General features: G+C 42.5%; 19 protein-coding genes. 16 read left to right on the forward strand and 3 right to left on the reverse strand.

Annotated features, from left to right (window positions below; all coding sequences use genetic code 11):
• Positions 1 to 30 precede the first annotated feature (30 nt).
• The 4 genes from AA0Y26_RS07345 to AA0Y26_RS07360 all read left to right on the forward strand — a co-directional run bounded on the left by AA0Y26_RS07345 (position 31) and on the right by AA0Y26_RS07360 (position 4,380).
• Positions 31 to 273, forward strand: coding sequence for a hypothetical protein (locus AA0Y26_RS07345; protein WP_413366467.1), 243 nt, complete (start codon positions 31 to 33; stop codon positions 271 to 273).
• Between the two features lie 322 nt (positions 274 to 595).
• Positions 596 to 1,129 carry a sigma-70 family RNA polymerase sigma factor gene (locus tag AA0Y26_RS07350; RefSeq protein ID WP_413366468.1) on the forward strand — a complete coding sequence of 178 codons (534 nt, stop codon included), beginning with the start codon at positions 596 to 598 and terminating at the stop codon, positions 1,127 to 1,129.
• A 52-nt stretch (positions 1,130 to 1,181) separates the two neighbouring features.
• On the forward strand, positions 1,182 to 1,916 hold the full coding sequence (locus AA0Y26_RS07355; protein ID WP_413368101.1) for an ABC transporter ATP-binding protein: 735 nt from the start codon (positions 1,182 to 1,184) through the stop codon (positions 1,914 to 1,916).
• Positions 1,909 to 4,380 (forward strand): ABC transporter permease, encoded by a 2,472-nt coding sequence (locus tag AA0Y26_RS07360; protein ID WP_413366470.1) that lies wholly within the window; start codon positions 1,909 to 1,911, stop codon positions 4,378 to 4,380. The genes AA0Y26_RS07355 and AA0Y26_RS07360 overlap by 8 nt, the downstream gene beginning before the upstream one ends.
• A gap of 231 nt (positions 4,381 to 4,611) precedes the next feature.
• Here AA0Y26_RS07360 and AA0Y26_RS07365 read toward each other — a convergent pair whose 3' ends face one another.
• On the reverse strand, positions 4,612 to 6,021 hold the full coding sequence (locus AA0Y26_RS07365) for a LysM peptidoglycan-binding domain-containing protein (protein ID WP_413366472.1): 1,410 nt from the start codon (positions 6,019 to 6,021) through the stop codon (positions 4,612 to 4,614).
• Between the two features lie 179 nt (positions 6,022 to 6,200).
• On the opposite strand from AA0Y26_RS07365, the gene AA0Y26_RS07370 reads away from it, so the two are divergent.
• Together AA0Y26_RS07370 and AA0Y26_RS07375 are read left to right on the forward strand one after the other, a co-directional pair.
• Positions 6,201 to 6,503 carry a hypothetical protein gene (locus AA0Y26_RS07370; protein ID WP_413366473.1) on the forward strand — a complete coding sequence of 101 codons (303 nt, stop codon included), beginning with the start codon at positions 6,201 to 6,203 and terminating at the stop codon, positions 6,501 to 6,503.
• Between the two features lie 129 nt (positions 6,504 to 6,632).
• The gene (locus AA0Y26_RS07375) at positions 6,633 to 7,361 is read left to right on the forward strand and encodes a hypothetical protein (RefSeq protein ID WP_413366474.1); all 729 of its coding nucleotides are present in this window, start codon (positions 6,633 to 6,635) and stop codon (positions 7,359 to 7,361) included.
• 139 nt (positions 7,362 to 7,500) lie between these two features.
• On the opposite strand, the gene AA0Y26_RS07380 is transcribed toward AA0Y26_RS07375, so the two are convergent.
• Positions 7,501 to 8,781, reverse strand: a complete 1,281-nt coding sequence (locus AA0Y26_RS07380) for a murein hydrolase activator EnvC family protein (RefSeq protein ID WP_413366476.1) — start codon at positions 8,779 to 8,781, stop codon at positions 7,501 to 7,503.
• A 577-nt stretch (positions 8,782 to 9,358) separates the two neighbouring features.
• Here AA0Y26_RS07380 and AA0Y26_RS07385 point away from each other — a divergent pair.
• Together AA0Y26_RS07385 and AA0Y26_RS07390 are read left to right on the forward strand one after the other, a co-directional pair.
• Entirely contained in the window at positions 9,359 to 10,174 is an 816-nt protein-coding gene (locus tag AA0Y26_RS07385) for a lipid II flippase Amj family protein (protein ID WP_413366478.1), read from the forward strand.
• A gap of 291 nt (positions 10,175 to 10,465) precedes the next feature.
• Positions 10,466 to 11,092 (forward strand): hypothetical protein, encoded by a 627-nt coding sequence (locus tag AA0Y26_RS07390; RefSeq protein ID WP_413366480.1) that lies wholly within the window; start codon positions 10,466 to 10,468, stop codon positions 11,090 to 11,092.
• Positions 11,093 to 11,436: 344 nt separating this feature from the next.
• On the opposite strand, the gene AA0Y26_RS07395 is transcribed toward AA0Y26_RS07390, so the two are convergent.
• Positions 11,437 to 11,817: a DUF4440 domain-containing protein gene (locus tag AA0Y26_RS07395; RefSeq protein WP_413366482.1), complete on the reverse strand. Its 381-nt coding sequence runs from the start codon at positions 11,815 to 11,817 to the stop codon at positions 11,437 to 11,439.
• Positions 11,818 to 12,490: 673 nt separating this feature from the next.
• Between AA0Y26_RS07395 and AA0Y26_RS07400 the strand changes: the two genes are divergently transcribed.
• The 8 genes from AA0Y26_RS07400 to AA0Y26_RS07435 all read left to right on the forward strand — a co-directional run bounded on the left by AA0Y26_RS07400 (position 12,491) and on the right by AA0Y26_RS07435 (position 20,183).
• Entirely contained in the window at positions 12,491 to 12,958 is a 468-nt protein-coding gene (locus AA0Y26_RS07400) for a GNAT family N-acetyltransferase (protein ID WP_413366484.1), read from the forward strand.
• A gap of 15 nt (positions 12,959 to 12,973) precedes the next feature.
• Complete coding sequence (locus AA0Y26_RS07405) at positions 12,974 to 13,840, forward strand: GNAT family N-acetyltransferase (RefSeq protein ID WP_413366486.1); 867 nt, start codon at positions 12,974 to 12,976, stop codon at positions 13,838 to 13,840.
• A 37-nt stretch (positions 13,841 to 13,877) separates the two neighbouring features.
• Complete coding sequence (locus tag AA0Y26_RS07410) at positions 13,878 to 14,486, forward strand: Type 1 glutamine amidotransferase-like domain-containing protein (protein ID WP_413366488.1); 609 nt, start codon at positions 13,878 to 13,880, stop codon at positions 14,484 to 14,486.
• Positions 14,487 to 14,520: 34 nt separating this feature from the next.
• On the forward strand, positions 14,521 to 15,048 hold the full coding sequence (locus AA0Y26_RS07415; protein WP_413366490.1) for an NUDIX domain-containing protein: 528 nt from the start codon (positions 14,521 to 14,523) through the stop codon (positions 15,046 to 15,048).
• Positions 15,049 to 15,180: 132 nt separating this feature from the next.
• Positions 15,181 to 15,885: a hypothetical protein gene (locus tag AA0Y26_RS07420; protein ID WP_413366492.1), complete on the forward strand. Its 705-nt coding sequence runs from the start codon at positions 15,181 to 15,183 to the stop codon at positions 15,883 to 15,885.
• A 339-nt stretch (positions 15,886 to 16,224) separates the two neighbouring features.
• The gene (locus tag AA0Y26_RS07425) at positions 16,225 to 17,124 is read left to right on the forward strand and encodes a hypothetical protein (RefSeq protein WP_413366494.1); all 900 of its coding nucleotides are present in this window, start codon (positions 16,225 to 16,227) and stop codon (positions 17,122 to 17,124) included.
• Between the two features lie 356 nt (positions 17,125 to 17,480).
• Positions 17,481 to 17,807, forward strand: coding sequence for a phosphoribosyl-ATP pyrophosphohydrolase (locus AA0Y26_RS07430; RefSeq protein ID WP_413366495.1), 327 nt, complete (start codon positions 17,481 to 17,483; stop codon positions 17,805 to 17,807).
• Complete coding sequence (locus AA0Y26_RS07435) at positions 17,808 to 20,183, forward strand: DEAD/DEAH box helicase family protein (RefSeq protein WP_413366497.1); 2,376 nt, start codon at positions 17,808 to 17,810, stop codon at positions 20,181 to 20,183.
• Positions 20,184 to 20,254: the final 71 nt, after the last annotated feature.

Raw genomic sequence — 20,254 nt, forward strand, 5'->3', positions numbered from 1 at the left:
GAACAGTCATTAGTTTGCAACTTCAATTGTATGATAATCCAAGGGGAACATTGGACAAATGGGGTGAGTGTATTGGTAAATAAACAGTTAAACAAAGATAGCATCCTGCGCTTATTATGGGATACGACGCCGATGACGATGGAATCGACACAGGCTGATCTCGCATTAATTACAAATCAATTGTCAGCACTTATGACACATTATTCGAGGCGGAGGCAGGCAACAGCACTCGAACAGGTAAAAAAGTATCGAGAACAGAGTAAGGAAATGTAGAGATAGTGAGGATTTCCAGCCTGGATAAAAAGGCGTGAATGAATTTATTTAGTTTTTCAATAACTAAAAAAGCGGAAAAGTTATCGCTTTTTCTATTATTTTTATATCAAGTCCAAGGTGCTGAGTAAATTACAGCACTTTTTTATTTTCCTTCTAAAAAATTGACTCAGCAATTACAAAAGGAGTAGTGAAACACCTTCTCATAGCTGCTCATCCATGTAAAATGAAAAAATAGAAAAAATTTGAATCGTAATCATGATTCGGTGAGTCTAATAGATGGAGGGAGGCGTTACGAATCGAAACAAAGCAAATAGATCTCGTTTTGCTCGCTCAGAACGGAGACGAAGAAGCATTCTATCAGCTGATAGAACCGTTGCAGGGACAGCTGTACCGCATCGCCTATGTATATGTTCAAAACGAGGACGATGCTGTTGATATATTGCAGCAGTCGATGATACGGGCCTATGAATCAATGAAGCAGCTAAAAGAGCAGTACTATTTCACAACTTGGATGACACGGATTGTCATTAATTGCAGTAAAACATACATAGCAAAAAGGAAGCGGATCGAATCGATTGAGCCGGCTGAATTGGATTTACTGGAGGGAGCATCCTCAAGCAATATCGAGGAGGAACTCGATTTATGGCAGGCGTTGTGCGGCCTAGAGGAAAAATATAAAACGGTGCTCATCCTCCGCTTTTACCAGGATTATTCGGTTAAGCAAATTGCGGCTATATTGGAATGTCCGGAGGGGACAGTAAAGACACATATCCGAAGAGGTTTGCATGCATTACGACAACAGTTGAAGGGGGCGTATCTAGATGAGTGGGTCAAATCCGTTGAAAGCAGTCATTGACAAAATTCCGATTCCGCAGCAGCGGCTAAGGGAGGTTTTGCGTGTAGAGGGCATGTCGAAAGTGTTTAAACAAAAGGAGCATACCGTCACTGCACTGAAAAATATCCATTGTACAATCTACGAGGGAGAAATGGTGGCAATCATGGGGACAAGCGGTTCAGGAAAAAGTACATTCCTGAATATGATCAGTGCTGTTGATGCCCCATCAGAAGGAAAGATGCTGCTGTTTGGACAAGAGGCAAATGACCTGCACAAAGAGCCGAACGCCTCAAAGTTCAGGAAGGAAAATATCGGATTTGTCTTTCAGTCTTTTCATCTTTTGCAGGATTTGAATGTGGAGGATAACATCGCACTTCCGCTTATTTTAAATGATGTCCCTGGTAAGGAAATCAAGCAGAGAGTCGGTACGGTGATGAAACAGCTGCAAATTGATAAATGGCGAAAACATCGCCCTCATGAATTATCAGGAGGGCAGAAGCAGCGGGTAGCCATTGCAAGGGCAATTGTTACCAATCCGCCGATTCTGCTGGCGGATGAACCAACAGGGGCACTTGATGTGAATACAACGGATGATATTCTGCGGCTTCTCGTCTCACTACAGGAGGGGAAGGGGCAGACAATTTTACTTGTGACCCATGATCCTTATGTAGCAACATTTGCAAATCGGGTCCTGTTCTTCCATGACGGGGCGATTGTGGACAGCTACCGGAATGAAAAAGGTCCAGAGGATTTGGATGCTATCCTAGGTAAATTCAAGGAGATTACGGGAGGGGCCGGACATGTTTAATTTGCGGTCGGTCGCGATCAAACTGCTGCGTGCAGCTTCAGTGCAAGTTCTAACGAGCATTGGCATTATTGCAATTTCTATCTGTCTGCTTATGACAATGGGCGTCTATATTTGGAACGCTAATACACAGATGAAAGAAGAAATGCAAGCCATTTTTGGGGATGCAGATATGCTGGTCGGTTATAACCCGGAACAAAATCAATGGATAACGGACGGCATGCTCGATCAATTTGAACAGCTGGATGAAGTCAGTGCCGTGTCACCTATTGTACTCGCATGGACATCGGTGGAGGGACAGGCTGATGTTTATACAATTGGGGCGGATAATGACAATCTCGTTAAGAGCCGCTATCATTTTACGGAAGACTTGAAGAATGGTGAAGCCGTTATCTCCAAACGTTTGGCGGCCATGCATGACAAGGCAATCGGAGATACGATTATCATTGAGCAGCATCCTTTTAAAATAAAGGAAATAATGACACCGTTATCCGGCGGCGATGAACTGAATATTGTTATTTTGCCCCGGCAGCAGGTGAAACAATGGCTGCCAGAAGGAGGACAGGAGATTGCTGCGCTGTTCACCCTCATCCAAACGAACGACAATATAGATTATGCGGCACTAACAAAATCTTTTCATGAAATTGGCAGTGCTCTAAGAATTGATATTCCAAGTGAATACGAGATAGTAAAGAAAAATTTCCAGGCTCTTGCCATCTTCATCATTGTTTTATCTGCATTCGTCTTGCTCATTACGGCGATGCTGCTGTTATCGACATTCCAGCTTATCTTTTATAAGCTGAGAGACCAGCTGATGGTGCTGCGTTCACTCGGGGCAACAGGTAGTCAGGTAGGGAAGGTGATCAAATTTCAGCTTCTCATAATGATTGGTTCCGGCATAGTCACCGGGACGGCGTTAACGGTCCTGCTCATCCACGAGTGGATGCCGTTTCTCATTGATAAACTTCAGCTCCCGGCAGCAAGGACGGATATGCCGATCTGGCTGATGATGAGCATCTTGATTGGCATCTTTGCCGTGCTTTACGGAATTTCAGCAGGTCAAATTCGTAAAAGTATGAAGCTGCTGCCGCTCCAAATTGCTGCTGAAAAGGTCGAACTATCAATCCAATGGACAAAACGCAAGCTGTTAGTGATCGGATTTATCTTTGTATGTGCTTGTTTGTTTATCTTGATTGGACTGGCGTCGAATGGAGACGGAAAGGGGGCGTTGCAAATTTTAGCGGGAGCGCTAGGTATTTGCTTTGTGGTGCTTTACTGCATACCATTCTTATTTAGCGTTTTATTAAAGGTTTCCCTGCAGCCGATTCGGGCATTTTTTGGAAAGGAAGCATATTTGGCCTGCCAGCAGCTTATGCCGCAGATCCGAAAAAATATGCCGGTTGTGCTCGGTATTATTGGGCTCATGGTCATCCTTGTTTTCGGCAGCACCTTGTTTAAGACGGTGCAGAAGAATGAACGGGAATATTTAGGGCATGTATTCGAGACCCCGGTTATTATTGAAAACGACTTATATGATGAGTCCTTAACATTGGATGCAGTGAAGGAAATAACATCACTGCCCTCTGTGAAGGATGTTTATGCCAAGAGTAATTACTTTCCGATGAAAACGATTATAAACGACAGCGGAGAAGAGGCATTTCCAGACTTTCAACTAGTCGATTTGCAGGAAATACTGAAGAAGGAAAGGCTTCCTGTCCAAGTAAATATCGATGCAGCCCACGGTATATTTGTAACGGAGGATTTTGCTTTACGTAATCAATTGAGTGTCGGGGAAACATTGGATGTTTACGAATATGGAGAGGAAACCGATGTATATCGTCTTTTAGATACCGTAGAGGTGCTGGCGATTCTGCCGGATACGTATTCCGGGGAGCAAGTGTATGCCGATTGGTCAATGGCCTCAAAAGTGGACTGGCCAATAGTAATTGAGACAATAATGGTGGAAACACAGGATATTGAAGCAGCCCTTGATGAGCTGTCGTTCCTCAAAAGCAGCTGGCCGGCCCTTCTCATCAAGGATGAGCGGTCTAGCGTAGAGGAGTCCAATCGCATGTTCTATCAGCGCTGGAGCTTATTTGTGGGTGTACTAATTATCCTCATTGCAGCGACATGCCTCGGGGTCATACAAAGTCTATTACATGTCATCTATAGTAAAAGAGGAGATTATGCTATCCAGCGGCTTGTTGGACTATCCCCGAATGGATTGATGAAGCTGATCTTAACGCAGGTACTGTCCTTTGTCTTGTATGGACTCACAGTTGGAGTAATCATTGGGGCTTTGCTGTCACAATTGTTATCCCTTATCGATAGTGAGAGCAGCTTGCTGTTTGATGTACAGATGCTGCTATATGTCATCATCGGTTTTATACTGGCAGTGATGGTAACATTCCTTATACAAGGCTACTTAATTAGTCGAAGGCACTTAGCAGGGGAATTGTTGGAATAATAAGTATCCCAAAATTTTTCGCAGGATTGGCGGATTGTCTATTATTAAGAGCAGATTGTCTATTAACTCTGAAAGATTGTCTAATAATAAAAGGAATCTGTCTATTAATCCTGAAAAGTTGTCTATTAACGAAGGAAAGTTGTCTATTATTTCCGTCCCGAGTGACTAAAATTAAGAAGCAAAAGCCGCCCCTTATCAATGAAAAAGGGGCGGTTTTTTTTATCCAGTTAACTAAACTTTTTTAACGGTAAAGTTGTCATCGAGCAGCACCCAGTTTTGCGGGAAATCATAGCCGAGCGCCCAATAGCTGACTCCGCGGAGATTGAATTCCTTAACGAGATTGAATTTAGCTTGAGCACTGCGGGCATCCTCAAACCATACTTCATGCTCCTGACCATCTTCGTCTACATAACGGAAGTACGGTGACTGGGCAGTTTCATCATAGCGGATCGTGGCATTATATTGGGTCGCAAGGCGGACTGCCTCCTGCGGGCTAAATGTTTCAGCCTGCTGTCCTTGCGTATGAGGAAGCTGCCAATCTCTCGCATAGATCTGGAAACCGAGGTAAATTTTATTGGCCGGCATGACGGACAGGGCATATTCGACGACGCGTCTCATTTGATTGACAGGAGAGATGGCTTGCGGAGGACCGGCGCGGTAGCCCCATTCGTACGTCATCAAAACGACAAAGTCTGCAATCCTTCCATGCGCCTCGTAATCATGAGCGGTATAAAGCAGTCCGCTTTGGGTCGCGCTCGTTTTTGGCGCAAGCGCTGACGAGACAAAATAACCTTTTGGATGAAGTGTATCAACCGCAAGCTGCATAAATGCATTGTACGCCTCTCGATCCTCAGGCAATACATTTTCAAAATCAACGTTCAGCCCCTTATATCCTTTTGCATCCATCACGTTAAGTATATTGGTTAACAGCTTCTCCTGAATTTCTGCGCTAGAGAAAATGACATGCATCAGGTTGGAGCCTGCCTGTGTCGAAGTGAAATTGGTAATGACCATCATCGGGACAACGCCATTTTCCTTTGCCGCTTTAACCATCAACTCATCACTAAATGGATCAAGTGTACCGTCTTCCTTTACCATATACGCGAACGGACTCAAATACGTAAGTTGCGGTGCAAGCGATTTGACCGTTTGTGCTGCTTCCTCATCTTTCTGATACGTATAGCCATTTACTTCTATAACGGGTTTCGCTCGTGGAATCATCAGCTGGATCCCCGGATAAATAAGGCTCGGATTCGTTATATTATTTGCCTGTGTGATTGCAGTAACCGACACACCGTATCTGCCTGCAATCTGTCCAATTGTTTCCCCTGGCTGAATGACATGGATGGTAGGAGGAATATACAGCCTTGTACCAGGGTAGATAAGGTTCGGATTTGTGATTTGATTAGCCGAGAGAATCGCATCGACGGAAACACCGTATTGCTGGGCGATCTGCCACAGAGCCTCTCCGGATCTAACTGTATGGTACGTACTATAAACCGGTACAAGAATAGCCTGGCCGATAAGAAGCTTATTCGGGTCCGGCAGTTGATTGATTTGCTGCAGGCTATTCACATTCACCTTGTACCGGTTTGCGAGTCCCGATATTGTGTCCCCGCTTTTTACAACATGTATTAACAATTTGCCGCTCCTTTTAAAGGTATTTGCTATAGCATCATATGCCTCGTATAGCGAATTGAGAAAAGAAAATGAGAACTTTGAGGAGGGAATGGCATTTTAAAAGGGAAAGGGGGGAAAATTTAATCGTATACAAAACGCACTTCTATAAACTAAGGTCTAAATAATGGGAGGTAAATGTCATGCAACTATGTGAAGCGGATGTGAAAAGCCTGTTAGCACAGCCTTCAAGGAGCAAACGGGAAGCTACCGATGAAGATTTGCTGCTAATACGGAGAGAGTTGAAAAATTTGATTACACTTTATCATGAAGAGAAAGATATAAAAGAAAGCGAAATGCTAAATGATCATTTGGAGGAAATGGAGATCCAAGTAATAGAAGAAACGGAAGCGCAAATTCATTTCGCCTATACCTATCAGTTCAACTCTGACAGCTTTGAACTTAAGGATGCAGGTTGGTTCATTGTAGAAAAAATGCGTGAGTAAGTCGTGTTTCCAATAGAATTCACTTTACTCATGGTCTTCTCATTTTTAACAATTGATTGCATAAAGTCATACATAATCCCTCTTATCATCTCTATATATTATTGGTAATAAGGAAAGAGGGGATTAAACGTGGGACGCGCGGAAATTATCGATAATATAGAATGGACTCTGCGGGAGATTGAAAAGCTGGATCTTTTAAAGGAAGAGTATGAGAACTTCCAATTGGAGAATCCGAAAGAAGACTCACTGTATCAATACTATGATAAAAGTGAATATGCACTGCCTGATCCTTTTCGATTAATTCTTATTCTTGTTATATTCGGATTTCCGCTCTGGTTTGCCCTGCCGGTTGAAGGAATGCTTGCTAAACTAGTTGTGTTCACTATTTTGACAGTGATTTGCTATATTGTCGCACAGCCAATTAAATACGTGTTAAAGCGAATTGATTTTTTCATTAATCAAGAAGCGATTAGAGAGGACTACGAGGAGGATTGCCGGCTATTTGATGAGGATAGCGAGGAGCTGCTAGTACCGATTCGCGAAGCCACAGATGAACTGCGCCGCTACTCCATCATTCCTTCTGATTATTGGGAACAAGAAGCGGTACAAAAAATGCTTCATTACTTTAGGAGTCTGCGGGTAGACACAGTAAAGGAATGTATTAATCTGTACGAAGCGGAAACAAGAGAGGATACGCAAGCTAAAAAGCTGCACGGAGCAATCAAGGACAAGCTCAAAAAAGAGGAGCTGCTGCGGCAGCTGGATGAGCAGAGCAGGCTGATAGAAGAACTGACTGAAATGATAAATGATCAAAAGAACGAAATTGAAGAGCTGAAGGAATCGATAGACCCTTCCTAAAGATGTGTTGGCAATTAATAGCACTACCTGCAAAAATCTATCTCGTAATATAATAAAAAATCCGCTGTGTCAAATAGAATCGACGCAGCGGATTTTTGAAGTGGTTGTAGAATTGGCTATTACTATCCGTGCCTTTGTCTTACAACGGGATAAATTTTAACGGATTTAAGTTACCGGTCTTCTGATTAACCCATGTACCAGCGTGGATTTCAAAATGCAGGTGGGGACCAGTCGAGCGGCCTGTAGTACCAATTTTGGCAATTTGCATGCCTTTACTTACCTTTGTGCCTACACTTACATTGTAGGAGCTTAAGTGTGCATAAAGAGAAGTATAGATTTGTCCGCCGACAGAATGGGTAACGATGACAGCATTTCCGTACGTACTAAGCGGTGCAGCATAGGAAACAATTCCATCCGCAGCAGCTACTACAGGTGTACCAGATGCGTTGGCGATATCGATTCCGTAATGGTATTCAGACCCGCCAAAGTCCCGCCAGCCATAGCCGGAAGTAAGACGTCCTGTTGTTGGCTTCGTCCAGCTCCCGCCGGATACCTGTGGAAGGGCACCACCGCTGCTTGAAGCTGAGGAAGAACCAGACCCGGAAGCAGCCGAGCTAGCTGCTTGTTTTTTCACAAGCTCCGCAATACGATTTTGCTCCGCCTGGATAGATTGCTGTAATTCCTTGGATAGTTGCAGCGCTTCTGAATATTCTTCTTCCAGTTTTACTTTTTCAGAACGTAACTGCTCTTGTTTTGCTTCCAGTTCATCCAGCAACGTATTTTTTTGCGTTTTTTGTGAAGCAAGGGAAGCCTTTAATTTTTCTAGAGATGCTTTATCATCTTCTAACTCTTTCCGCTTTGATTCTAACGACTTTTTATCTTCTTCTAAAGCTTTTTGGTCTTCTTGCTGCTCGTGCATGATTTCTTTATCTGCATCGATGAGTGTGTTAACCGCAGAGAAGCGGTCGATGAAATCGACAAAACTGTTGGCACCTAGTAAAACATCCAAGTAGCTGACAGAACCTGAGGATTGAATGGCACGTGCACGCTCTCGTAACAACTCATCCCGCTCGGCGATTTTTTCACTTAGTATTTGGATTGAATTTGTCAAAGAAGTAATTTCTTTATTTGTCTCATTGATATTGGCGACGACAGTCTCCACTTTTTTGTTCGTGCTGAGAATTTCATCGTCTAATTTTTTGATTTGGTCATATACCTTCGTTTGTGCCGCTTCAATATCGTTTACCTTTGTTTCCTTATTCTTGATCTCGGTATGTAGGCGACCTTTCTGTGATTCATTTTGCTGCTGCTCTTGTTTTAATTCATCTAGTGTTGCAGCTGTTCCAGTAGATTCAATCAATAGGGAGGATGCCAAAAATAATGCAGTGTACTGCAGGGGCCTCATAATTTTTTTCTTCACTTCTGCAAACCTTCTTTTCTGTAAAAATCGTAAACTGCCTATAGTTGTCCATGTCCTCGTTTAGAGAAATCAGTTTGGAGGAAGGCAGTTCCGTCGAATAGAAATCGACCCAACATATGCTACCACTTTTATGGAAGCCTGTCTAATGAGGGCGACCATTGACATCTTATACGATAAATATGAAAAAACTGTGCAGAAGTACCGTATTTATTGAAAAGAGCGTGTTCTGAGCGGAACATTTAATTCGCCGGTAAATGAGCGGAAACCGCCGATATTTGCTCAGAAATCGCCGGTATTTCATGAAAAAACGCCGGTATTCGCTCCAGGACTGATACAGGCCTTTTGAGAGGCGCAGCCTAATCCTCCATTAAGTTAGACAAATCCTCTTAATTCTTCTTTTCTAATGCACGGACTATTATTTCCACTGTCAAAATTAATTTTCTTCACTTGAGTAAAATGAAACTATTTCAGCTAGCACGCGTCTTTTTGTGAATGACTGGTTAGTACAGCTCGCTGTGTAGAGATAAAAATATGCAAAAGCTTTGAAAGATAAGCTCAATAGAAAGGAAGAATCTGATTGGAAATTATAACGGGGAAACTTATCATCATTGCATTTTTTATTCTCATTATTCATTCTATTGAAACGCTCGCCTATGCAGTGAGGCTGGCAGGAGCGCGCGTAAGGCTGCTTGCTTCCGCTCTGGCGCTTTTTAACGTGATGGTGATGGTATCCCGGCTTGCAAATATGATGCAGCAACCCTTTACCGGTAGTCTCGCAGACACTGCTCCAAAAGAAACAGCGTTAGCTTTTGTAGAAGGACAATTCCGCATTATTATTGGAGCCGCGTCCATTGGAACGATACTCGGTATGCTGCTGTTACCTACTTTTATGGCGATATTTTCGAGGGCTATTCTTCATTTAGTAGAAGAAAGAGGTTCCGTTCCGGCATTGCTGCGCAAGGGATTTACACTCCCGTACATAAGAAGGGCAATCAAGCATATCCGCAGGCCAAGCCTCTCGTATATAAAAGGAATTGGACTGAGGGACATCCCAGTAAAGCTATTTATTACGAATGTAGTCATTACAGCTATTTACACGATCGGCGTTCTATCAGCAATTTATGCCTCACTTCTCATACCTGAACATAAGACGACAGCTGTCATGGCATCGGGTCTGATTAATGGTGTAGCGACCATTCTTCTAATTGTTTTTATTGACCCGAAAATTTCAATTCTCGCTGATGATGTAGTAAATAATAGGGGAAGCTATGCCGCCTTAAAAAAGGCATCTATCATTATGATGATGTCAAGGCTGTTGGGTACGTTACTAGCTCAGGTGCTTTTTGTCCCAGGGGCGTACTATGTGGCGTGGTTCTCTGGAATCATCGCCTAACACCTTGATATCTTTCTGATTTCCTAAACAGATGATATATGTTTAATAAATTAAAAAATTGTTAAAATTAAGTAATATTTCTCCGAATTTATAAATATATAAGTATGTAGAGACAGAGAGAAATAGAATAGGGAAATTTGTTCCAAGCTAGAAGCTATAAATGCCCTTTATTTTTGTGTTGCGATTTATGACCTCACAAGCTAGAGGAAATAGTAGCTATATGTTCTCTCAAACGTTGTAATTGTTGCCGTTTTCTATTGCTTTTTAAATCAACACGGGGGGAATAGTAGTATGTTTTCAATTGTTAAACCAAGGGCGAAAATGCAGGAGACTCTTTCACTGAATCAGGAAGCGACGGTATCTAACCACTTCCAGGAGGCATTATTGTCTTATGGATTTACTTCTTCAGATGAAAGAAAGCTTCAATCCTTGTATGAAAAATGCCAGCAGAATAAACTGGCGTTGGGTAAGACTTTTATGAGCTATTTAGAAGAAATAGCGCCGGAAGGAAAAAATCCATATACAGCCCGTCAGGTTGAACAATATCTTCATTTCTTTTTTGTTAGTAAGAAAGATGAGCATTTCATAAAGGAAAATCGCAGAGTATTCATGGGCTTTTGGGAAAATCGTTTTGAAGCCGAAAAGGTAATCATCATCATCGAGCAATTTGCCAACTGGCTTATGAAAAAAATTATGGAAGAATTTGATCTTTCTCCAATTGAGGCCTTTGAATATATGAAATCCGTTTCCACTTCAAAATGTATCGTAAAGCAATTGCTGATTGAAGTCATGACTGAACAAATGCTTGAAGAGGTCGTTCAGGAAATGTCATCTATGATTAATCAAAAAGGCAGCATGTGGCATCCAGAGGAAATGACGGAAGGGGCACATAATAGTCTCCAGTCAACCATTGTGTAGCTTTCATGAGACATAAAATATGCGACTAAAAGCAGCCATCTATTTTGATGGCTGCTTCAGTCTGTTGACAAACGCTTTCATTCATCGGTGCTTGCCTTGCTCGTCTGCTCCTGCCGCTTCGCTTTCGTCGCAAATAAAGAGCCATTCGCTCATGAACTTAGGTTCAATTCGCGTCTTCGCTCGTCGGCGCGCCTTGTCTGACAAGCGTTTTCAAGACAGGCTGGGTAAAATCTTCTTTTTACCAAAGTATCTAAAAAGACACATAGACAAAGTCATAAAACGACTTTGTCTTCGCTCTGAAGCAGCCATCTATTTTGATGTTTGCTTTTTATATGAGAGGGAATTTACTTTTCTAATTCAATGTATTCCCGCAATAGCTTCCAGCCGGTTTCTTCCTTCCGCCAAATGAATAGACATTGAGCAGGGAAGGCCTGTCCGTTGATCGTATTTGTCTCTCTACCCAGTACAATCAATTCTTCACCATTCCTTCGCTCTGTTACCGATAAAATGCTGAAGCTCTTATGTGCATTTCCTTCGTTCATAAGTACGGCATCCAAATCATAATCATATCCATATTCCTGTGGCTTTTCTAAACCTGAATGACCCCAATAGCCTGTGAACTCTTTAGACATGAACCATCGAATGCCTTCCCCGTTTTTATGAATAAATCCTTCATTCCAGCTGTGGAAATAATCTTCTAGTACTTTTTCAATTGTCGGCTCCATAAGAATTGCCCCCTATTATTTAGACTTTATTTATTATTCAACAAGGTGATTCGAAAACCTTTTCTCTTAGAAAAGGTAAGAGGATTTACCAACTAAAGGTTGTACTGCCAATTTCCTTCAAGTTAGAATAGGAGTAAGAATATTCTTTCTATGAGAAAGAGTAGAGGAAGGTGAAGTCGCACATGTAGAAAAAAGCACCATCTCCCTTCGTTACATATATCCGCAGGAGCTCTTTCAGCTGATAGAGACACATGGATTTGAGCTCATTGCCCTGTATGGTGACTGGAGCAAGTCAGAGTTCGTAAAAGATAGCCCCTCAATGGTTGCCCATTGCAAATTGAAAAAGCAATGAGGAAAAGGGCCGTTCCGCACATCCTTTCATCGAGGTATGAAGTCTAGCTTTCATTGTTATGTCTATATAAAAAATTGTATGAGAGTAAAAGATGGTTTTTTATATTAAAAAACTTTTGGAAAGAGGATGGTTCTTTCTTGTCCTCTCTGCAACTCCAGCTGGGGTATAGAGATTGAGAGTCGGTGAAACAAATTGAAAACCACGAAATAGTCACTATTTATATTTTTAGCTATCTATCAAAATATTGAAGTATCCAAAACTATTTCCCGAGAAATAATCATTTTAAACATCAAAAAAATACATACAGCGAGGTAAAGATAAATGAACCTTTTAGCATACAAAGAATCCTTTCAACCATTAATCGAGCAGTATCAGCTGTCAGAAGACCAGCTCGAATTTACGGGAACTCCGCTAGAGTGTATCAAGCTGGCAAAAGAGGAACGAGATCGCCACTGTATTCTTGCTATAGAAGAAGAAGAGCTTGTTACCTTCTTTGTATTACACGAGAATGAAGGGCCGAAGAGCTATTCAGATAACCCGACCGCTATTCTGCTTCGGGCCTTTTCTACAGATTTCAAACATCAAGGAAAAGGATACGCAAAACAGTCACTTATTTTATTGCCGGACTTTGTCAGAGCTCATTTCCCACATATCACGGAAATTGTCCTTGGGGTGAACCTGCGTAATACAGCAGCGCAGGCACTGTATAAGAAGTGTGGTTTTATCGATGAAGGAAGACGCATGATGGGCAAAAGAGGCGAGCAGATCATCATGAGCTACTATTTATAACAGGGGGGTATCAGTATGGAACAAGTAATAGAAAGAGCAGCATTTCAGGAGCTGGCGCATTTTCTTTCGGAAATGAATCAGCAAAAGCACGCTCATATCGGCTTCTGTGGAGATAATCCACTGGAGATCGAGCAGACATTGATTGAGGATTTTGTAGATGAAAATGGGAATGCAGCTTTCTTTGTTATAAGAGAAGATGAAGGTAGAATAGCAGCTGCCATCGGACTGGATATAGATGAAGAAAGTGCAGAAGTATGGGGGCCGTTTAATCAGTCGGCGACAAAAGAAGAACAGAAACAGCTATGGGATACTTGCCTTCAATCCTATCCGGAAGTAAAGGAATTTTCCTTCTTTATAAATGAAGAAAATAAAGAACAGCAGCACTTTGTAGAACAGCTTGGCGCCCGGAAAACCGGAGAGCATTTAATACTTTTGATGTCAAAGGACCGTTTACAGCCGGTAGAAGAACGGGTAAGTAAACGCTTCGCACCAGAAGATGAAAGAGCCTTTCGGGAAATCCATGATACAGCATTTCCTAAGACATACTACGATGCAGTGAAAATTATTAGCCGATTAAATAATGAGCGTATATTACGTGTTGTGAAGACAGATGATGATGGGCTTCTTGGTTATGCATATTTTGAAATTGACCAAGAAATGAAAGAAGCGTCGCTTGAGTATATTGCCATTTCCCCTGCTGCAAGAAACCGGGGACTAGGGACCATATTAATTAAGGAAATACTGGCGGAAATGTTCGCATTCCAAGGAATCGGGAGCATCCAGCTGTGTGTGGATACTCAAAATAACCAGGCAAATCGTGTATATGAGAAGGCTGGGTTTGAACAAAAAGATTTTCTATACAGCTACGATTTAAAAAGGTAGATAATATATCGCTATAAAAATAAAGGGGGCACGCAGAATGGACAGGACGATTATTGCTATAGCAGGCGGTGGTTTTTCACAGCACATCCCTGCTTATGTTGACGAATATATTATCAGCCAAGTTAAAAGCGGCGGACCAATAAAAGTCTGTTTCATCCCGACAGCGAGCAATGATGCACAAGGATATATCGACCGCTTCTATGAGGCCTTTTCTCCTTACGAGACGACCCATATCACACAGGACATGTTAGCCAGCCCTTCAATCGAGGCTATCCTGAATGAACAGGATGTACTTTATGTCGGTGGCGGAAATACACAGTTCATGCTGAAAAAATGGCGGGATGCAGGCTATGATCGTTTACTGCAAGATGCTTACCAACGTGGAGCGGTTCTGGCAGGAATCAGTGCAGGGGCTATGTGCTGGTTTGATGGTTGTCTTTGTGAAAAGGAAGATGGAAACTATGAGGAGGTACAGGGGCTTGGTCTGCTCGCAGGTACCTTCTGCCCGCACTATCAAGACCGTGAACGTAAGGAATTCTTTGATAAATGGCAGGCAAGATATGGGGTTTCACCAAGCTATACCTTAACGGACGATGAAGCTTTGCATTTCCGAAATGAAGAGCTGCTCGTCAAGCTGACGACGTAATCGACGCAAGAGAAACAAATGAAGGAGATATGAAATGACACAGTTGAAATCAATTTACGTCAAGTGGGGCAGCGGAGATGTACGGCTGACATGGATACCAAAAATGGATTATTCAGAAGCGGCTACGTTTACAAGTGTTCATGCAATATGCGTAAAGGACGAACACATTTTACTGACTCATATCCCGAACAGGGGCTTTAACTTTCCTGGCGGGCATATTGAACACGGAGAACAGCCCGAGCAGACAATTCACCGGGAGGTATATGAGGAAGGCTATGTAAAAGGGACACTTCATTATCTCGGTGCAATTGAGGTGAACCACGAGGAAAATCCATTATTCAACCCGAACGGCAAGTATCCCCTCGTTGGTTATCAGGCCTTCTACCGCCTCGATGTAACGGAATGCCTGCCTTTTCTTCGTGAGTATGAAGCAGCTGCCCGCATTTGGGTTGAGCCAAGTGAAGTGCCGTTTGTAATGAATGACCATGAATTGGCAGTGGATATTGTAAGAGAGGCGCTTTCGATAGAGACAGCCGGTAAAAATAAGAAAGCTTCATTGTAGGATTTTTCTAAAGAAAAATAACGGTGAATAGAAGTCTAACCTGCAAAGGACTTTATTACCTATTAATATAAAAAGTGGATAATAAGTGAAACCCCATTAGAGCGTAATCGTAAATAATGTGAGGTGACTTATATGATTCAACTAAACTTGATTTTTATTTTATTGTTATTCGCAACGCTTGCTCGTTATCTTGTATTTGATGCCTTTGACCCGGTCATGTTTGCACTGATTTTTTCCTTTCCCATTGCATCTATTGGTATTTATATTATGAGCAAGAAGTTCGCCGAAAAAGAACGTTCTTATCAGCCGAAGAATATTCCTGAATGGTCTTTTTCCAATAAGCAGACAAGCTTATTGAATGAAAAGCCGCTCTTTAAAGGAGAGGAACGGAGAGGGTATGTAAAACGCTACTTTACCAAAAAGGGGCGGTATGTTTTTGCGGATATTTTTGGTTCCAGCTGGTACCTGTCGCTTGAGATTCAAATAGACCAAGATGTTTATGATGTGCGTTGTGATCGAGAAAAGTGGCTGACTCAGCAGGATCGTTGGATAATTACCAAAAATGGAGAACAAATTGGCGAAGCCCATACACGCATTAATCTAAAGAACATGACGAAATTGAAGGAAGCGATTGAGTTTACATTTCAGGATACCTCCTATCTGTCTTCAGCGTCTACGATTACTTCAACGATATCTCTGACACAAGACGAAGAGCTGCTTGGTACCATGAAGCGCAACCATATTATCAGCACTGTACAAGTAATCGACGTAAAAGAGGATCAACCTGAATACATCATTGCATTAATTGTTCATTCTTTTTATTTCAAGAATAAATAATGGAGTACTAGCAGAAAAAGCTGCGTACTTGAAGAGAAGCCTGTTTTTAACCGGCGTATTGAATGCTTTACATAAAGTTATCCTCCGATCGCATGGCAGGTCTTTCTAGTGGCAAAATAGTGGAGTACCTGTTTTTTTAGTTTGAAGTAACAAGCAGCATTCACGAGGAACCAATTGAAGTGCCGTTTTTGATGAGCAATTCTGAACTAGCATTGGATAGGTAAATAGCAGCAGGAGAATTGTAGCGCTGTGTAAAACAGGCTAACTTGATAAAATAGGAAAGTGGCTATCCTAACGCCTGCTTACAACAAGCAGCTCTAAACAGACAGGAGGAGTTTGATGAAGTGGCTGACAATACCCATTTCCTATGGATTGATTATAGCCAGTGGGGTACTCGGAATAACAGCAGTTGCCGTCTCTGAATGGAAGGACGACTTTGTGCTGAGTGTCCTCCTTTATATCCTGCTTGCTGTGCTGCCATATTTTCTTGGCTGGTACATATTAGATCGTCGATTTTTTAAAAAAGAGTTTTGGCCCCGCTTCCGTATACTTACAGGAGTGACGGTTTTCGCACCGGTCATTTTCATGTCGTATGACCGTTTCTTTGATCTAAAACATGAAATGGTTTCTCATGCGGCAGATATTTATTTGGATTCCCGCGCGATACCGGAGTTAATGGCCGGCCTCGTCACATTTGCTTTTACCATTTTTCTAATCTCCTTCCTCAGTATTTATATTTTATGGTTTGATATCCGTAAATCTGTCTACTTGATTCCTATCATTTCCCTATTGTGTATCGCCGGGGTCTGGTATATGTCAGAAGGAGACTTTAAGGCGATTCGGGAGGACGGAATCGTTATTTCACTACAGGATACATATGAGGAAATTCCATGGTCAGAGGTGGAACAAGCCTATTTAAACAGTGCTGTTAAATATAGCAGCGGCAGCGGTGGTACAAGTGATTATGTTTGGACATTCATCTTCCAATTGAAGAATGGCGAGGACATTCCATTTGGCCCGTTCGTATACCATAAAACGACGCTTGAGCACTCACTCGCTATTAAGAAAAAGATTATGGATGAAAAAATACCCATTTCGCTTGAGGCGCTGACCGAGGACGATTGGTATTTCGTCAAGCTCGATATTGAATCAGAGAATGATGCCAATGTGGAAGACTTCTATTCATTAATACAATACAATCCGCAAACAGGGGAGTATTACTCGGTTCCATATGATTGACACAAGAGAATAGAAAACGTGAAAGCATGCCGGTTCCATATACTAATGGTACCGGCAGTTTACTTGAAGTAGTAAAAATTGTTTGTTCATTAACGGACAAAGATGTAATCAAAATGTATATTCCCCTGGAATTTAATTGCACCCACCTTAATTCCTCCTAATTTTTACTGTGATGTTTTCTTCTTTTTTATACCAAGCGTATCAATTAATTTAGCAGCCTAAAAAATCAATAATGCAGCACCCTCCTATGAGCAACAGAGTAGAAAGAAATGGACGGTTGGTAATCAAATTGATTTTTCTAGCTTCATAAAATATCTTCCAGTAGAATGGAATTACTAACATCAAGGAGTGATTTCATGCCTACATATAACAAACTAATCCGTGACCGTATTCTCGAAATTATCGAGGCAGGAGGTTCAAGCTACAATGCTCGGACATTGGCACCGGGGGAACACCTGACGGAAATCAAGAAAAAGCTGTACGAGGAAGTAAAGGAATTTGATGAGACAACAGATGAAACTGGCGCACTAGAGGAAATGGCTGATGTGCTGGAGCTGCTGCATGCTGCCCTGAAGGTATACGGTAAGTCTTTCGATGAGTTGGAGGCAGCACGCGTAAAGAAGAAGGAAAAACGCGGCGGCTTTGATCAGGGACTTTATTTGATTGATGTTGAGGATAAATGAATGAAGCTCATTACAGCAAATTTAGTCACAGAACTCCAGGAGCTTTCCCAGGATGCTGTACACATTTGCTGGATAACCGCCTTTGTGATGAAGTCGGGTGTCAAGCTGATGCTGGAGGATTTGAAAAAGTGCGATGAGCGCGGCGGTGAAATCCAGCTTCTCGTCGGTGATTATTTAAGCATTACACAGCCAGAAGCACTTCGCATGCTTGTAGAAAACCTCCCGACTGCCCAAATCAGAATGTTTCAATCCTACGGACGTTCTTTTCATCCAAAAGCCTATTTATTCAAAGGAAAAGATAGCCAGCATGTTATTGTCGGCTCGTCCAATCTTTCGAACTCTGCGTTGACATCAGGGGTGGAGTGGAACCTAGAAACGGTTGATATGCAGACATTCGAGCAGGCAATGGATGAATTTCATGATCTATTCCATGGCAAAAATACGATTCCTATTAATACAGAGACGATTGCGATGTATGAAGCACGTTATATAGAGGCAAACAAGGCAGTTCCAATGGCCAAGAAGTGGAGCGATTCCGAAGAACAGGGCTTGATGTACGGGCAAGAGAGTGAGCCGGCAATTGTGGCAGAAGCAGAGGAAGCAGAGAGGGTTCTTGAACCTCGTCCGGCACAGAAGCTGGCATTAACTGCATTAAAGGAAACTCTAGAGCAGGGCTATGATAAGGCGATGGCGGTGCTTGCGACTGGTCTTGGAAAAACCTATTTAGCAGCCTTCTTCGCTGAGCGTTTTAAACGTGTGCTGTTCGTGGTGCACCGGGATGAAATCCTGCAGCAGGCAAAGGAGACGTTTGCGACTGTCTATCCGCATAAAACAGCAGGCTTTTTCAACCGTTTTGAGAAGGATACGGACAGTGATTTTATTTTTGCCTCTATCAGTACAATTTCCCGGAAGTATCATCTGGAGAAGTTCAATCCGGCAGATTTTGATTTGATCGTCATGGATGAGTTTCACCATGCTGTGGCAAACAGCTATCAGAAGGTGCTGGACTACTTCAATCCCCAATTCCTGCTCGGCATTACGGCAACACCTGACCGTCTGGACAATAAAGATGTATTCAGCATATGCGACGGTAACGTGGCAATTGAAATCCATTTCATTGATGCCATCAAACGGAACTGGCTGAGTCCGTTCCATTACTATGGAATTAAGGATGAAACGGACTATTCAAGCATCCGCTGGCTAGGCTCGCATTATGATGAGGAGCAGCTGACGGTTGCCCAGACACGTCAGTCGTTCATGCAAAAAGTCTATGAAGAATGGCACCGGTTGAAGCAGACGAGAACAATCGGTTTCTGCTCGACCGTCCGTCAGGCGGAGCAGCTATGCGCCTTCTTTATTTCAAAAGATGTAAAGGCATTCGTACTATCCGGCAGAAGTACACCGACTGAGCGTAAAACGATCCGCCAGCAATTAATTGATGGGGAAATTGATATTATCTTTACGGTTGATCTATTCAACGAAGGGGTCGATATCCCAACAGTTGATACACTGCTGTTTGTCCGACCAACTGAATCCATTGCCGTCTTCACACAGCAAATTGGACGTGGTCTGCGCGTTGCTGACGGAAAAAGCCACTGCGTCATCATTGACTTCATTGGAAATTACCGTAACGCCGATCGGAAGCTGCTTGTCTTCAAGCCTGAACTGCTTGAAAAGGGTGGAAAGAAACTAACACCTTCTGAGCAGATTGCTGAAACAGCGTGCCAATTACATTTCGATATCAGCGTTATTGACCTGCTCGCTGAAATGGCAAAGAAAAACCGCAATTACAAGCAGCAGATCATCGATGCGTATGTTGATTTGAAAATGGAGCTTGGCAGACGACCAACCTATCTGGAAATGTATCTACAGAGCGGTTTCCAGGACATTAACATCGCCCGTGAATTCGGCTCGTATATCGGCATGCTAAAAGAAGCAGGGGAGCTGTCGGAGAGGGAACTGGCTATCTTTGAAGTTTATAAACCGCTTCTACAAGAAATCGAGAAAACTTCGATGACAAGAAGCTACAAAATGGTCGTGCTGTACGCTATGTTGGGGCGTGGGGCAGCTAAGTGGTACAAGCCTATCACAGCCGAAAAAGCCGCGCCGATTTTCGCTGACTATCTATCCAAGCCTTCAAGACAGGCCATCGACAAGATTAATCCTGATCATAAAAAGGTAATGCAGCTTATCCAGACGATGCCCATGACGAAATGGAGCGGAAGCAGTAAAGGTCTTGTGATATTTGAGGATGGAGAGTTTGGCTTTGCGGTTGATATCGAGAATGATATGCAGCTGGTCGTGTTTAATTGGGTGAAAGAGATTTGTGAGTATAGACTACATCGTTATTTTGCGCGGAAGAGTGAGCAGGTTTAGAATCTGGCTAGATGAACCGTATCATAAATAAATGCGATTTCTAAAAAGAAAGATCCCCATAACTTATATAA

Origin of the sequence: Lysinibacillus canaveralius, from assembly GCF_047301505.1 — a bacterium.
Lineage (GTDB): Bacteria > Bacillota > Bacilli > Bacillales_A > Planococcaceae > Lysinibacillus_B.